Here is a 14,160-nt window from a genome sequence, read left to right as displayed (position 1 = left end):
GTCCGACGGCCGCGGGCTTCTCCGTCCGGCGTGGTTGCTGCCTCGTTGCTTGGGTCACCGGCGGGCACCGGGTCCGACGGCCGCGGGCTTCTCCGTCCGGCGTGGTTGCTGCCTCGTTGCTTGGGTCGCCCGCGGGCAACGGGTCCGATTGGTTACCTCGGAACCAGCACCTCGACCGCTCCGGGAACCGCTTCGGCGTGGAGGGGGAGGGCGCCGGCGGGCTCGCCGTCCGCGTAGGCGCGCATGCCGGGGGTGTGCAGCCGCACGCGGCGGGCGTGGAAGGTGCGCACCAGCGGATGGGTCGTGTGGGTGCCCCGGTAGATGCGCGGGAACGCCCGCAGCAGCTGCCCGGAGGTTGCCGGGCCTACGGCGGTGACCGCGAGTCTGCCGTCGCCGGGGTCGGCGTGGGGGCAGATCCGCATGCCGCCACCGTAGAAGGCGGTGTTGCCCACGGCCACGAGCACCGCTTCAAGGTGCTCCTCGCGCCCGTCGGCCTCGACGGTGAACGGCAGCGGGCGCAGTCGGCCCAGCTCGGCCATGACCGCAGCGGCGTAGCGCATCCGGCCGCGCGGCCAGCGCATCCCGTCGGTGCGCTCCACGACCAGTGAGTCGAATCCGCTGGTCAGTACCGTGCCGAACCAGAGTGGGCGGTCGGCGTCCTCGGGCGGCGAGCAGCGGCCCAGGTCGATGCTGCGCCGCACGCCGCCGATGAGGACGTCGGCGGCGGCGTCGGGGTTCGCGGAGGGGATGCCCAGGACGCGGGCGAAGTCGTTGCCGGTGCCGGTCGGCAGCACGGCCAGGGCGGTGGAGCTGCCGGCCAGCTCCTGCAGGGCGAGGTGGACCATGCCGTCGCCGCCGGCCACCGCCAGCACGCCGGCGCCGGCGGACACGCAGGCGCGGGCGCGCTCCCGCGTCTCGGCGGCGTCGCGCCCCGCTACAACGTCGACCTCCACACCTCGGCCCAGCAGGCGCCGCGCCGCGCGCGCGGCGACCCGCTCTCCCGTGCTGCCGCCCGCTGCGGGGTTGACCAGCAGCGTGACCGCTCCCGGTGCCGCTCCCGCTCCCGATGCCGCGGCCGCGGCACCGGAGTTCACGACCGCTCCGGGATGAGCTTGCCGGGGTTGAGCACCCCCGCCGGGTCCAGGGTGTCCTTCACCGCGCGCAGCACCTCCACGCCCAGCGTGCCGACTTCGGCCTCCATCCACGGCCGGTGGTCCGTGCCCACCGCGTGGTGGTGGGTGATGGTGGCGCCGCACGCGGCGATGGCGTCGCCGGCGGCGCGCTTGGCCGCCCGCCAGCGGTCCAGCGGGTCCCGCCCCGCCGCCGCGGCCACCGTGAAGTACAGCGACGCGCCCTCGGGGTAGACGTGGGACACGTGGCAGAGCACCAGCGGTGCGCCGCCGCCGCTCGTCAACGCGCCGGTCAGCGCCTCCGTGACCGCCTCGCGCAGACGGTGCAGGCCGGACCAGGTCGTGGCGGTCTCCAGGGTCTCGGCCAGCACGCCGGCGTCCAGCAGGGCGTCGCGCAGATAGGGGGCGAGGTAGCGGTCGCCGCGCCACCGGGCGACCGGCTCGGCGCCGAGTTCGCCCCCGCCGGCCCGCCGCAGCGTCTGCGCGGTCAGCGCGCGCACCGCCGCCGCCTGCTCGGAGCCGCCCTCGTGGGTGATCACGGCGAGGCAGCCCGGGGCGGCCTCCTGACCGGCGAGGAGGGCGTTGACGAAGGTCTCCTGCTCGTCGGAGAGCCGCACCAGGGTGGGCCGAACCCCGCTCTGGGCGAGCGCGCGCAGGGCCTCGGCGCCGGCGGCGAAGTCGGGGAAGGTCCAGGCCTCGTCGTGCCGCGCCTCCGGCAGCGGGCGCACGCGCAGGGTCGCCTCGGTGATCACGCCGAAGGCGCCCTCCGAGCCGAGCAGCAGCCGCCGCAGGTCCGGCCCGGCCGCCGAGGAGGGCGCGCGGCCCAGGTCCAGTGTGCCGCGCGGTGTCGCGGCCCGCAGCGACACCACCATGTCGTCGAACCGCCCGTAGCCCGTTGAGGACTGGCCGCAGGAGCGGGTGGCCGCATAGCCGCCGATGGTGGCGTAATCGTAGCTCTGCGGCTGGTGCCCCAGCGTCAGCCCGTGCGCGCCCAGCAGCTCCTCGGCCTCAGGCGTCCGTAGGCCCGCCTGCAGGGTCGCGGTGCCGGCCGTGCCGTCCACGGCGACGAGCCGGTCCAGGCGCCGCAGGTCCAGGGCGACGGCCGCAGGGAAGGCGCCGCGCAGCGGCTCGACCCCGCCGACGACGCTGGTGCCGCCGCCGAAGGGCACCACGGCCACGCCGTGCTCGGCGCACACGGCCAGGACCGCGGCGACCTCGTCGTGATCGGCGGGCAGGACCACCGCGTCGGGGGCGCCGGCGACGTCGCCCGCGCGGCGGCGCAGCAGGTCGGGCGTGCTCTTGCCGCCGGCGTGGCGGACTCGGGCGGCGGCTCCGGTGTCCACGTGCGCGGCGCCGACGGCCTCGGCGAGCGCAGCGCGGGCGGGCTCGGGCAGGGCGGCGGGCGGCAGGCGCAGGTCGGGCTCGGCCGTGCGGCCGGGGGTGTCGTCCGGCGCGGCGCCGAGCACCCGCCCGATCAGGTCCCGCTGGGACTCCGTCAGCGACACGGCGTGCGCGGGATCGCCCCAGGCGTCCCAGGACGCCTCGCCGACGCGGTGGGTGGGTTGTGTCATGCGTTACAGTTTTCCATATGATGTCAATCAGTAACGACGATGAGGCGGAGCCTCCCGTCGACCAACTGGCGCAGGCCCTCCTCGACGCGGCCCGCGAGTCCGTCGCCGTCTTCGGCCTGCGGCGGCTGACCCTCACCGACGTCGCCCGCCGCGCGGGGGTGAGCCGCCCGACCGTCTACCGGCGCTGGCGCGACATCGACACCCTCCTCGGCGACCTGCTTACCCGCGAGATGCGCGCCGTGGTCGCGGCGGCCGCGCCGCGCGCCGCCGCCGAGGGCGCCGACGGCCGCACCCGGCTGGTGGCGGGAGCGGCGTGCGTCCTCGCCGACCTGCGTGCGCACCCGCTGATGGCCCGCATCCTCGCCACCGAGCCGGAGGCGCTGGTGACCTACACCTTCCAGCGCCTGGGTTCCAGCCAGCGCCACGCGCTCGCCTTCGTCGAGGAGCAGATCCGCGCCGGGCAGAGCGACGGCTCGGTCCGCGCGGGCGAGCCCGCCGCACTCGCCCGGATGGTGCTGCTCCTGGTGCAAAGCGCCGCCCAGTCCTGGCGCCTGGTGGAGGACGTCCTCGACCTCGACGGGCTCACCCGCGAGGTCCGCCGCATGCTCGGCAGCTACCTGTGCCCGCAGGAGGAGCCCGCCGACGACCGCCCGCCCCCCGGCCGGGAGGCCGGTACCGGAGAAGGCGGGCGGGTATGAGCACCGGCCCCGCCCCCGGCTCCTCCCTCAACGCCGCCCGCCGCGCACGGGAGCTCGACCGCCTGGCACAGAACCCGAACGTGGACCTGCTGGTCGTCGGCGGCGGAGTCACCGGCGCGGGCATCGCCCTGGACGCGGCCGCGCGCGGGCTCTCCGTGGTGCTCGCCGAAAAGCACGACCTGGCGTTCGGGACCAGCCGGTGGAGCTCCAAGCTCGTCCACGGCGGCCTGCGCTACCTCGCCACCGGCCAGCTCGGCATCGCCCGCGAGAGCGCGCGCGAGCGCCACATCCTGCTCTCGCGTACCGCACCGCACCTGGTCCGGCCGCTGCCGATGCTGCTGCCGCTGCACGCCGGCGTGAGCCGCGCGCAGGCCGCCGCCACCCGCACCGGGCTGCTCATGGGCGACGTTCTGCGCCTGTCGGCCGGCACCCCCGGCTCGCTGCTGCCCGCCTCCCGCGGCGTCTCGCGGCGGCGCGCGCTCCACCTCGCGCCCGGGCTGCGGCCCGACGGGCTGCGCGGCGGCCAGCTGTCCTTCGACGGGCAGCTCGTCGACGACGCCCGCCTGGTCGTCGGCCTGGCGCGCACCGCCGCCGCCCACGGCGCATCGGTGCTGACCCGCTGCGGGGCCGAGGAGCTGCACGGCGACCGCGCGGTGCTGCGCGACGGCCTCACCGGCGCGGCGCTGGACGTCCGGCCGCGCGCCACGGTCAACGCCACGGGCGTCTGGGCCCGGGAACTGGCGCCGGAGGTCCGGCTGCGGCCCAGCCGGGGGACGCATCTGGTGCTGGCCCAAAGCCGCCTCGGCGGGCTGCGCGCCGCCCTGACCATCCCCGTCCCCGGCGATCCGACCCGCTTCGCGCTCGTGCTGCCGCAGCAGGACGGACGCGCCTACGTCGGTATCACCGACGAACCCCTCGACGGCCCCGCGCCCGACGTGCCCCCGGTGCCCGAGCACGACGTCGACTTCCTGCTGGAGGTGCTCGGCGGCGTCCTGGCGTCGCCGCCCGGCCGCGGCGACGTCGCCGGCGCGTTCGCCGGGCTGCGCCCGCTGCTGGACGCCGAAAAGGGACGCAGCGCCGACCTCTCCCGGCGCCACGCGGTACTGGCCTCGCGCGAGGGCGTGCTGACCGCGGTCGGCGGCAAACTGACCACCTACCGGAGCATGGCCGAGGAGGCCGTGGACGCCGCGGTCGAGCGTGCCGGACTGCGCGCCGGCCCGTGCCGCACCCGCCGCCTGCCGCTGGTGGGCGCCGCCCGTCCCGCCCTTCTGCGCGGCGTGGACGCGCCCGCCCGCCTGCGCGCCCGCTACGGCACCGAGGCCCCCTCGGTCGCCGCCGAGGCCGACGGCCGTCCCGGCCTGCTGGCTCCGATCGCCGCCGGTGTCACCGCCGCGGAACTGCGCTGGGCGGTCCGCCACGAAGGGGCCCTGGACGAAGCGGACCTCGTGGAGCGCCGTACCCGCGCGTCCCTGGTCCGCGAGGACGCCGAGCGCCTGAAGGAGGCCGCGGGCGACGCCCTCTCCACGGCCGAACGGGCATGACGCGGCGGGCGACCGCCGTGCCGCCCGGCGCGGGCGGCGGATGGGGCGGCGCGGTAGGGCCCGCGCCATGCGTTCGGCTTCCCCGCTGCAGCCCGGCGATCCGCTCCGCCAGACACGTGCTCAAGCGCGTGCTGCAGCCCGCGCTCAGGCGGCGGTCGAGGTCCGCCGGCGGACGCCCCCGGCCGCGGAGCAGTCGGCCGGGACCTCGCCGTAGGAGGCGTCCAGCGCGCTTCCGCCGGCCGGTCCGGCGATGCACGACGCGGTCGTGCACCCGCTCATCCGGGGCGGGAAGCGGGGCTGGGCGCCGGGACGCTCGCCTCCACGCCGCGGCGCTCCCGCTGCCGGCGCCGTCCGCCCTGCACCGCCGCCGCCGCGACCGCACCGCCGGGCCGGCCCTCCGGGGCGGCCCGCGTGCCCCTGTCCCCGTTCCGCCCGGCCTCGCTGTTCCCGGTGCCGGCCTACCCGCGGGCCGCCCCGCGGCCGCCCGGCCGCGGCGGGGCCCCGCGGGCCCCGCGGGCCCCGCGGGCCCCGCGGGTCCCGCCGCTACTCCAGTTCGCGGGCCAGGAGGGGGATCTGGCCGCCGGCCAGGACGGACTCCACCTGGGGCGCCGACAGCCGGTGGCGCAGGGTGTACTCCTCGTCCCGGGTCTTGTTGCGGAGCACCACCTCGCTCGCGGCGGGCAGGGTCTCGCGGAGCCCGTCGAGGACGAGGACGTCGCCCGACTCGATGCGATCGTAGTCGGCCGGGTCGGTGAACTCCAGCGCCAGCACGCCGAAGTTGGCGAGGTTCTGCCAGTGGATCCGGGCGAAGGACCGGGCCACGACGGCGCGCAGCCCGAGGAAGCGCGGGGTGATGGCGGCGTGCTCGCGGGAGGAGCCCTGGCCGTAGTTGTCACCCCCGATCACGAAGTGCCCCTGCCCGTCGGCCAGGTCGTGCGCCCGCCTCGGGTAGTCCTCGTCGATGCGGGTGAAGGTGAACTCCGCCAGCCGGGGCACGTTGGAGCGGAACGGCAGCGCCGCCGCGCCGGCCGGGGAGATCTCGTCGGTGGACACGTCGTCGCCCACCTTGAGCAGCACCGGCGCCTCGATGCGGTCGGGCAGTGGCGGGAAGTCCGGCAGCGCCGAGATGTTGGGCCCCTTGACCAGCTCGGCGCGCAGGGACTCCTCCCGCGGCGGCGGGGGCACCAGCATGCGCGTGTTGACGCTGGAGCGCTCCGGCGGCTCCAGCTCGGGGTAGGCGATGCCCAGCCGCTCGGCCAGGTCGCGCGGGTCGGTGATCTCCCCGGCGAGCGCGGACGCCGCCGCGGTCTCCGGCGAGCACAGCCAGACCGAGTCCTCCTTGGTGCCCGAGCGACCGGGGAAGTTGCGCGGGAACGTGCGCAGCGAGTTGCTGCCCACCGCCGGTGCCTGGCCCATGCCGATGCAGCCCAGGCAGCCCGCCTGGTGGATGCGGGCGCCGGCGCCGATCAGGTCGACGGTCGCACCCGTCTTCGTCAGGTCCGCGAAGATCTGGCGCGAGGAGGGGTTGACGTCGAAGCTCACGGTGCTGTCCGTCTGGCGCCCCTTGACCATGGCCGCGGCGACGGCGTAGTCGCGCAGCCCGGGGTTGGCCGAGGAGCCGATGACGACCTGGCCGACCTTCTCGCCCGCCGCCTCGCGCACCGGCACGACCTTGTCGGGCGCCGACGGCAGGGCGATCAGCGGTTCGACCGAGGACAGGTCGATCTCGTCCGTCACGTCGTAGGCGGCGTCGGTGTCGGCGAGCAGCTCGGTGAAGTCGTCCTCGCGCCCCTCGGCGCGCAGGAAGTCCCGCACCGCGCCGTCGGCGGGGAAGACGGTGGTGGTGGCGCCCAGCTCGGCGCCCATGTTCGCGATGACGTGGCGGTCCATCGCCGACAGGGTGTCGAGGCCCGGGCCGTGGTACTCGATGATGCGGTTCAGCCCGCCCTTGACGCCGTGCCGCCGCAGCATCTCCAGGATGACGTCCTTGGCCGAGGTCCACTCCGGAAGCTCGCCGGTGAGCCGCACGCCCCAGATCTGCGGCGCCCGGATGCGCAGCGGGCGGCCGGCGATCGCCATGGCCACCTCCAGCCCGCCGACGCCGACCGCCAGCATGCCCAGTGAGCCCGCGGCGCAGGTGTGGGAGTCGGAGCCGGCCAGCGTCTTGCCGGGCACGCCGAAGCGCTGCATGTGGGTGGGATGGGAGACGCCGTTGCCGGGCTTGGAGTACCACAGCCCGTAGCGCCGCGCCGCCGACTGCAGGAACTCGTGGTCCTCGGCGTTCTTCTCGTCGGCCTGGAGGAGGTTGTGGTCGACGTACTGCACGCTGACCTCGGCCCGTGTCCGGTCCAGCCCCAGCGCCTCCAGCTCCTGCATCACCAGGGTCCCGGTGGCGTCCTGGGTGAGCGTCTGGTCGACGCTCAGCGCGATCGGCCGACCGGGCACCATCTCGCCTTCGACCAGGTGCGACTCGATCAGCTTGTGTGCGACACCGCGTCCCATCTCGCTCCTTCCCTCGCTCTACAACGAAGCTGACCGCACACGTGCGCGGCAAACGGTCCGCGGCGCACACGCACGGCCGCGAACGGGCGGGGGAGAGACCGGGGGAGAGCCCGGGGGCCGGGCGCGGCTCAGCCGGCCGTCTCCGGGGCGAGCACCTCCATCGGGTGGGCCCTCCACGCCTCCCAGTCGGCGCTGATCGCGCTGGCGGCGCCCAGCAGCAGCGGCAGGTGGCGGTCGGTGAGCGTCTCGACGGAGGTCTCGGCGGCGTGGGCGTTGACGTTGACCGCGGCCACCACCGCGCCCCGGCCGTCGCGGATCGGCGCGGCCACCGAGCGGATGCCCAGCGCCAGCTCCTCGTCGGTGAGCGCCCACCCGCGCGCCCGCACCCTGCTGAGCACCGTGTCGAGCTCCGCGCGGTCGCGGCGGTGGGTCGGCTCGATTCCCGAGCGCGAGGGCTCGGCCAGGACCGCGTCGAGCTCCTCGGCCGAAAGCGCCGCCAGCAGCACCTTGCCCAGCGAGGTCGCCGGCGCGGGGAACCGGGTGCCGATGGTGACGGCGAGGGTGACGAGCTTGGGCACCGCCACCCGCGCCACGTAGACGATGTCCGAGCCGTCCAGCTGCGCGATCGAGCAGGACTCCCCGGTCTGCTTGACCAGGTCCCGCAGGTGCGGCACGGCCAGGTCCCACAGGCTCTGCGAGCGGATGTAGGCCATGCCCAGGTCGAGTACCCGCGGGGTCAGGGAGAACTCCCCCTCGACGCTGCGCACATAGCCCAGCTGCTCCAGGGTGATCAGAATGCGCCGCACCGTGGGGCGGGCCAGGCCCGTCGCCGCGGCCAGCTCCGAGAGCGTCATCGACGGCCGTCCGGGCTCGAAGCAGCGCAGGACGTCGAGTCCGCGCGCGAGCGCCTCGATGAACTCGGGGGTGGTGTCTCGACGCATGAACGACCTTTCAGGATGTCACCCGGTTGCGCGTCTCAGCCGGCGGCGGGGCACCGGTTCAGCGTAGCGCCCGCTTCCGGGCGACGGTCGAGGTCGGGGGCCTATGCGGGTGCGGCGGGCGCCCCGCCGGCGGGCGCCCCGCCGGCCTGCCCCCGGCCGAGGGGCCGCCCGGCAGCGGCTACGCCCGCCCTCGGACGCTTGCGCCGCCCCGGCCGGGCTCAGCCCTGGGCTCCGGTGCGGCGCAGCAGGGCGCGCCGCCGCAGCAGCACCGGCGCCGCGGCAGCCAGGCCCAGCGCGACCGCGCCCGCCCCGACCCACGCCGCGGGCCGGGCCTGGCCCAGCAGCGCGTCGACGGAGTAGGCCCCGGGCCCGGTGAAGCCGAGCGCCGCGCCGATCAGGGCGTAGACGAGCGCGACCTCGTAGCCGCCGTGGTGGGCCCACAGCCCCTTGTCGGCGTTGGCGGCGGCCGCCACGGTCATGGTGCCGACGACCACGGCCGCCCCGAGCGGTGTGGCCGCGCCCAGCAGCACCAGCGCGGCCCCCGCCGTCTCCGACAGCGACGCCGCCACCACCATCGGCCGGGCGGGCCGGAAGCCCAGGTTGTGGAACATGGAGGCGGTGCCCTCCAGGCCCGATCCGCGGAACCAGCCCAGGCTCTTCTGCCCGGCGTGGCCCAGCAGGAGGGCCGCCAGCGCGATGCGCAGCAGCAGCAGACCCGCGTCCACCGCGATCACTCCTTCGGTTGCAGGACGAAGTCGAACTCGGCGGTGGCGAAGGGGGTGTCGAACCGGGTGCCGTCGGGCGCGGCGCCCGACTCGTGGTGGTGGAAGGGCACGATCAGCTCCTCCTTCGTGCCGAACACCACGTCGGAGTCGAGGTATCTGGTCTGCGCCTCGAAGATGTGGGTGACGAGCTTCTCGTAGCCGGGCTCGTCGATGAGGAAGTGGATGTGGGCGGGCCGGAAGTGGCTGATGCGGGTGTGCTCGATCAGCTCGCCCACGGGTCCGTCCATCGGGATGGTGTAGCCCTTGGGCACGACGCTGCGCAGGCAGTAGGTGCCGTCCGGCCGGGACGCGTACTTGGCGCGCAGCCGCGCCTCGTCGACCTCGCCGAGCTGGGCCTCGTAGACGCCGTCGGAGTCGGCCTGCCACACGTCCAGCACGGCGCCGCCCACCGGCGTGCCGCCGGTGTCGCGGACGGTGCCGTGCACGAACAGCGGCACCCCCTCGGCTCCGTCGGACATGTCCCAGCCGAACGGGGCGGTGGGGGAGCCGTCGATGTAGAAGGGCCCCAGCACGGTGGCGGGGGTGGCATCCGGGCCGAACCGGTTGTTCATCTGCACCACGAGCATGCTCAGCCCCAGCACGTCGGAGGCGAGGATGAACTCCTCGCGCTTGTCGTCGCTGATCTGCCCGGTCCTGGTGAGCCAGTGCATCGCCGCCGCCCACTCGTCCTCGGTGAGGTGGACCTCGCGTGCGAAGGCGTGCAGATGGCGCACCAGGGCACCCATCAGCTCGGCCAGCCTGGGGGGTTCCGCGGTCGCCCAGCGCTCGGCCGCAAGCTCGGTGATGTTCTCCTCAGTCGCGTACGGCATCGTCGTCTCCGTCCTCCGGTGCGGTGTAGGTGGCGTTGCGGTCGACGAGCAGGTAGGTGTCCATCGCCATGGGGCGCCGCCGCTCCTCGGCGAGCTGCCCCAGCAGGCCGCCCGCCCGCGCCAGCAGCGCGAAGCCCCGCAGCAGGTCGGGCGGCAGGTCCAGGTCGGCCAGCGCCGCACCGCACACCCCGGCGCCGTTGAGCACCAGCCTGCGGCCGAGTACCCGCTCGTGGGTGCGGCCGATGGCCTCGAACAGGCGCAGGTGCGGGCCCCGAAGCCCTTCCTCCTCGGCGATCCGCAGCAGGGCGGGGGTGCGGGGGTCGCCCTCCTTGTGCACGGGGTGGCCCAGACCGGGGATGATCCGCCGGGCGGCCCGCTCGCGGGAGACGACCTCCTCGGCCAGGGCGTCCCATCCGGCCTCGTCGCCGGGCTGTGGCCCCTGCCGTTCCAGCACGCCGGACAGGAACCGGCCGGTGTCCTCGGTGACGCCGAGGAAGCGCGAGCCGCCGCCGAGCAGGCCGGCGGCCAGGGCGCCCTGGAGGGAGTCGGGTGCGCTGAGGTAGGTGAGGCGGGCCGCGATCGCGGTGGGGGTGAAGCCGTGGTCGGCGAGGGCGACCAGACACGCCTCGAACAGCCGCACCCGGCCGGGCGAGGGCCGCCGCTGGGTGACCATCCACAGCACGAGCTCGCCGAAGCCGACCTTGCCCATGAGGTCCTCGGCCAGGTCCCGGCCCATCAGCGAGATCGTGGACTCGGTCGAGGTGCCGAGCCAGGTGGGAAAGGACGGGCCGCCCGCCGCGCCCCCGGTGTCCGTGTGCCCGCCTCCGGCGCCGCCGGTGCCCTCGCCGCGGTCGGTGCTCTCAGCCACGGCCGCCCTCCTGTTCGTCGCGGTCGGCGCGCAGCCATGCGCGGATCTGCGCGGAGTGCTCGTCCAGCCGGGGCGGCGGGCGCTCGTAGCGGGTCGTGCTGCGCGACATGGTGATGGGGTTGCGTATACCCGGAACCCCGTCCTCGCCGTCACCTGCGACCACGACCGGCTCCAGCCCCAGCGATTCGGCGAAGGAGACCCCCTCGTCGACCGTGTTGATCGGTGCGCAGGCCACCCCGTGGGCCAGGAGGATCTCGAACCACTCGGCCTTGGTGCGGGCCGCGAGCGCCTCGACCAGGTGCGGGCGCAGTTCGCCGCGGTTGGCCGTGCGGTCCTGGTTGTGGGCGAAGCGGGGGTCGCCGACCAGGTCGGGGCGGCCCAGCGCCTCGCACAGGCGGGCGAACTGGCCGTCGTTGCCCGCGATGACGATGAGGTCGCCGTCGGCCGCGGGAAGCGGCTCGTAGGGGAACAGGCTGGGGTGCGCGTTGCCCATCCGGTAGGGCACGGTGCCGCCGGCGGCGTAGGCGCCCGACTGGTTGACCAGTCCCGACAGCGCGGAGGAGAGCAGGTTGACCTCCACGTGCTGGCCTTCGCCCGAGGCGGTGCGCTCCTGCAGGGCGGCCAGGACGCCGACCGCGGCGTGCAGGCCGGTGATCACGTCGAACACCGAGATCCCGGCGCGGAAGGGCGGCCCGTCCGGGTCGCCGGTCAGGCTCATCAGGCCGGAGATCGCCTGGACCATCAGGTCGTAGCCGGGGATGGCCGCGCCCTCGCCCGAGCCGAATCCGGAGATGGAGGCGTAGACCACGCCGCGGTTGCCCGCCCGGACCGACGCGTAGTCCAGGCCGAAGCGCTTGAGGCCGCCGGGCCGGAAGTTCTCGATCACCACGTCGGCCCGCCCGGCGAGCTCGCGCGCCGCCTCCAGGTCCGCGGGATCCGCAAGGTCCAGGGCCACCGACCGCTTGTTCCTGTTCACCGACAGGAAGTACGTCGCCCGGTCCCCGCGGGCGGGCGGCGACCAGGTCCGCGTGTCGTCGCCGGCGGGAGACTCGACCTTGACCACCTCCGCGCCGAGGTCGGCGAGCAGCATCGTCGCGTACGGGCCCGCGAGGATCCGCGAGAAGTCCGCGACCAGCAGGCCCGACAGCGGGCCTCCCGTAGGGTCGTTCATCGAAGACCTTTCGTGTGACGAGTGTCCACTGTCCGGACGAACGTCCGATATTCAGGTTCGGTCGGCGCGTGCCGTCTGTCAAGGCCGCTGGCCGTTCTCAGGCTGCGCTTTGAGAAGGTCGAGGCGGACCCGACGGCCGGGTGTGCGGCAGGCCGTTGACAAGCCACCCGGCGCAGTATCAGTCTTAAGGCATGTTTTGATCGCCTGACGGACGATTGTCCGTTCGTCTGACGGGAGTCGCCACATGCCTGAGAACACCCCCCGCGGACCGGCCCCCGAGCCGGGCAGACCCGTCGTCTTCAGGAACGGCACGGTCCTGGTGATGGACGGGACCGGACGGACCCTCCCCGATACCGACGTACTGGTGGTCGGGGAGCGGATCGAGGCGGTCGGCCCCGCGCTGGAGGCGCCGGAGTCCGCCCACGAGATCGACGCGTCCGGCGGCATCGTCATGCCGGGCATGGTCGACACCCACCGGCACATGTGGCAGACGGTCATGCGCGGCTACGGCGCCGACTGGACGCTGTCGCAGTACTTCGTCTGGTACTACCTGGAGTGGGGCTCCCGGTTCCGGCCCCAGGACATCCACACCGGGAACCTGCTGGGGGCCTGGGAGGCCCTCGACGCCGGGGTCACCACCACGGCCGACTGGTCGCACGGGCTGGTCACCACCGAGCACGCCGACGCCGCCCTCGACGCGCTGGAGTCGGTCCCGGGCCGCTACGTGTTCGGCTACGGCAACATCCACGCCGGGCCCTGGGAGTGGGCGGCCTCGCCCGAGTTCCGCGCCTTCTACGACCGGCGCATCCACGGCAAGCGGGGCGACATGCTCGGCTTCCAGGTCGCCTTCGACGTCACCGGCGACGAGGCGTTCCCCGAGCGCCCCGCCTTCGAGGCCGCGCGGGAGCTGGGCGCCGAGGTCACCACGCACGCCGGTGTGTGGGGCGCCACCGGCGACACCGGGATCCGGCTCATGCACGAGCACGGGTTCATGGGGCCGGGGACCGTCTACGTGCACGCCGCCACGCTCTCGGAGGACTCCTACCAGCGCATAGCGGCCACCGGCGGGGCGGTCTCGGTCTCCACCGAGAGCGAGCAGAGCGCCGGCCAGGGCTACCCGCCCACCTGGCGGCTGCGCCGCCACGGCATTCCGGTATCGCTGTCCATGGACACCGGCGTGTGGTGGAGCGCCGACCTGTTCAGCGCGATGCGGGCCACCCTGGGCGCCGACCGCTCCCGCGAGCACCTGGAGGCCCACGGGCGCAGCGAGACCGTCACGCACAGCTCCCTGCGCGCCGAGCACGTCGTCGACTGGGCCACGCGCGGCGGCGCGCGCGCCCTCGGGCTCTCCCGGTCGGTGGGTAGCCTGGAGCCCGGCAAGAAGGCCGACGTCGTGCTGATCAAGAACGACGCCTCGCCCGTGATGTTCCCGCTGCTCAACCCCTACGGGCACGTCGCCTTCCAGGCCCAGCGCGCCGACGTGCACACCGTCGTGGTCAACGGGCGGGTGGTCAAGTACGAGCACCGCCTGGTCGACGCCGACCTGGCCGCCGCCCGCCGCATGGCCGAGTCGACCCTGGACTACCTGCGCGACCAGGTGGGCGATGCCTGGAACGAGGGCATGAACCCCGACATCCCGCCCACGAAGATCCTCGACAACCCCTACACCTACACCGACTTCCGCGACTCCTCCACCCGAGGCGGCCGCGAGCCGTCCACCGAGAGGTAGCCCCGGCCGCGGGGGAGCGGGCGAGGGGCCCGCGGTCGGCCGGCTGCCGCCGGGCCCATCCGTGCGGAGGGCCTGGGGGCGCGCCTGATTCCGAAGGCGGTCGGCCCGGGCCGGGCCTTCCCTCCTGTGGGCGGTGTTGTGGAAGTGCGTTGGGGAGGGCGATCCGGGGACTGCGGGGGTTGACGGGCGGGAAACGGCTACTCTACGATGCCCGCACAATTACGAAACGTGTTGATGATCGTCCCCATGGGCGCTCTCTGCACGCCCCGTCAGAGGTGCCCGGTCCGCAGGGTCCGCCTTGGTTGCGGCGGCATGCCGCGCGAGGCTGAGCAGCGGCGCGAGATCCGTGTCGCGCGGTCCGCGGCCGGCACCCCGTCCGCACTGCGGAGCCGTTTCCGAGCAGGCCGATTCCGAC

Annotated in this window: 11 protein-coding genes; 3 read left to right on the top strand and 8 right to left on the bottom strand. The window is 74.9% G+C overall.

Annotated elements, in window-relative coordinates; genetic code table 11:
• Positions 1-152: 152 nt before the first annotated feature.
• Positions 153-1,094 carry a diacylglycerol kinase gene (locus tag ABEA15_RS18345; protein WP_345557818.1) on the bottom strand — a complete coding sequence of 314 codons (942 nt, stop codon included), beginning with the start codon at positions 1,092-1,094 and terminating at the stop codon, positions 153-155.
• The gene (locus ABEA15_RS18340) at positions 1,091-2,701 is read right to left on the bottom strand and encodes an FAD-binding oxidoreductase (RefSeq protein ID WP_345557816.1); all 1,611 of its coding nucleotides are present in this window, start codon (positions 2,699-2,701) and stop codon (positions 1,091-1,093) included. The genes ABEA15_RS18345 and ABEA15_RS18340 overlap by 4 nt, the downstream gene beginning before the upstream one ends.
• Positions 2,702-2,721: 20 nt before the next feature.
• Here ABEA15_RS18340 and ABEA15_RS18335 point away from each other — a divergent pair, with 20 nt between their 5' ends.
• Together ABEA15_RS18335 and ABEA15_RS18330 are read left to right on the top strand one after the other, a co-directional pair.
• Positions 2,722-3,399, top strand: coding sequence for a TetR/AcrR family transcriptional regulator (locus ABEA15_RS18335; RefSeq protein ID WP_345557814.1), 678 nt, complete (start codon positions 2,722-2,724; stop codon positions 3,397-3,399).
• Positions 3,396-4,940 carry a glycerol-3-phosphate dehydrogenase/oxidase gene (locus ABEA15_RS18330; protein WP_345557812.1) on the top strand — a complete coding sequence of 515 codons (1,545 nt, stop codon included), beginning with the start codon at positions 3,396-3,398 and terminating at the stop codon, positions 4,938-4,940. The genes ABEA15_RS18335 and ABEA15_RS18330 overlap by 4 nt, the downstream gene beginning before the upstream one ends.
• Positions 4,941-5,483: 543 nt before the next feature.
• Here the strand turns inward: ABEA15_RS18330 and ABEA15_RS18325 are convergent.
• The 6 genes from ABEA15_RS18325 to ABEA15_RS18300 all read right to left on the bottom strand — a co-directional run bounded on the left by ABEA15_RS18325 (position 5,484) and on the right by ABEA15_RS18300 (position 12,016).
• Positions 5,484-7,442, bottom strand: coding sequence for an aconitate hydratase (locus ABEA15_RS18325; protein WP_345557810.1), 1,959 nt, complete (start codon positions 7,440-7,442; stop codon positions 5,484-5,486).
• A 128-nt stretch (positions 7,443-7,570) separates the two neighbouring features.
• Positions 7,571-8,383 carry an IclR family transcriptional regulator domain-containing protein gene (locus ABEA15_RS18320; protein WP_345557808.1) on the bottom strand — a complete coding sequence of 271 codons (813 nt, stop codon included), beginning with the start codon at positions 8,381-8,383 and terminating at the stop codon, positions 7,571-7,573.
• Positions 8,384-8,601: 218 nt separating this feature from the next.
• On the bottom strand, positions 8,602-9,108 hold the full coding sequence (locus ABEA15_RS18315; protein ID WP_345557806.1) for a DoxX family protein: 507 nt from the start codon (positions 9,106-9,108) through the stop codon (positions 8,602-8,604).
• A 5-nt stretch (positions 9,109-9,113) separates the two neighbouring features.
• A complete protein-coding gene (locus tag ABEA15_RS18310; RefSeq protein ID WP_345557804.1) occupies positions 9,114-9,977 on the bottom strand; it encodes a dioxygenase family protein in 864 nt (287 codons plus the stop codon).
• Complete coding sequence (locus ABEA15_RS18305; RefSeq protein ID WP_345557802.1) at positions 9,961-10,845, bottom strand: citryl-CoA lyase; 885 nt, start codon at positions 10,843-10,845, stop codon at positions 9,961-9,963. The genes ABEA15_RS18310 and ABEA15_RS18305 overlap by 17 nt, the downstream gene beginning before the upstream one ends.
• Positions 10,838-12,016, bottom strand: a complete 1,179-nt coding sequence (locus ABEA15_RS18300; RefSeq protein WP_345557800.1) for a CaiB/BaiF CoA transferase family protein — start codon at positions 12,014-12,016, stop codon at positions 10,838-10,840. The genes ABEA15_RS18305 and ABEA15_RS18300 overlap by 8 nt, the downstream gene beginning before the upstream one ends.
• Positions 12,017-12,260: 244 nt before the next feature.
• Here ABEA15_RS18300 and ABEA15_RS18295 point away from each other — a divergent pair, with 244 nt between their 5' ends.
• Positions 12,261-13,745: an amidohydrolase family protein gene (locus ABEA15_RS18295; protein ID WP_345557798.1), complete on the top strand. Its 1,485-nt coding sequence runs from the start codon at positions 12,261-12,263 to the stop codon at positions 13,743-13,745.
• The last annotated feature ends 415 nt before the right edge of the window (positions 13,746-14,160 follow it).

Origin of the sequence: Streptomonospora halophila (assembly GCF_039542725.1) — a bacterium.
Classification (GTDB): Bacteria; Actinomycetota; Actinomycetes; order Streptosporangiales; family Streptosporangiaceae; genus Streptomonospora; species Streptomonospora halophila.
The sequence above is the reverse complement of the archived record's forward strand: the minus strand, read 5'-3'. Positions and strand labels throughout refer to the sequence as shown.

Coding starts and splice junctions, on each gene's coding strand:
- ABEA15_RS18310 (WP_345557804.1), bottom strand. CDS start 9,977: ATGCCGTACGCGACTGAGGAGAACATCACCGAGCTTGCGGCCGAGCGC.
- ABEA15_RS18335 (WP_345557814.1), top strand. CDS start 2,722: ATGTCAATCAGTAACGACGATGAGGCGGAGCCTCCCGTCGACCAACTG.
- ABEA15_RS18340 (WP_345557816.1), bottom strand. CDS start 2,701: ATGACACAACCCACCCACCGCGTCGGCGAGGCGTCCTGGGACGCCTGG.
- ABEA15_RS18325 (WP_345557810.1), bottom strand. CDS start 7,442: ATGGGACGCGGTGTCGCACACAAGCTGATCGAGTCGCACCTGGTCGAA.
- ABEA15_RS18320 (WP_345557808.1), bottom strand. CDS start 8,383: ATGCGTCGAGACACCACCCCCGAGTTCATCGAGGCGCTCGCGCGCGGA.
- ABEA15_RS18330 (WP_345557812.1), top strand. CDS start 3,396: ATGAGCACCGGCCCCGCCCCCGGCTCCTCCCTCAACGCCGCCCGCCGC.
- ABEA15_RS18300 (WP_345557800.1), bottom strand. CDS start 12,016: ATGAACGACCCTACGGGAGGCCCGCTGTCGGGCCTGCTGGTCGCGGAC.
- ABEA15_RS18295 (WP_345557798.1), top strand. CDS start 12,261: ATGCCTGAGAACACCCCCCGCGGACCGGCCCCCGAGCCGGGCAGACCC.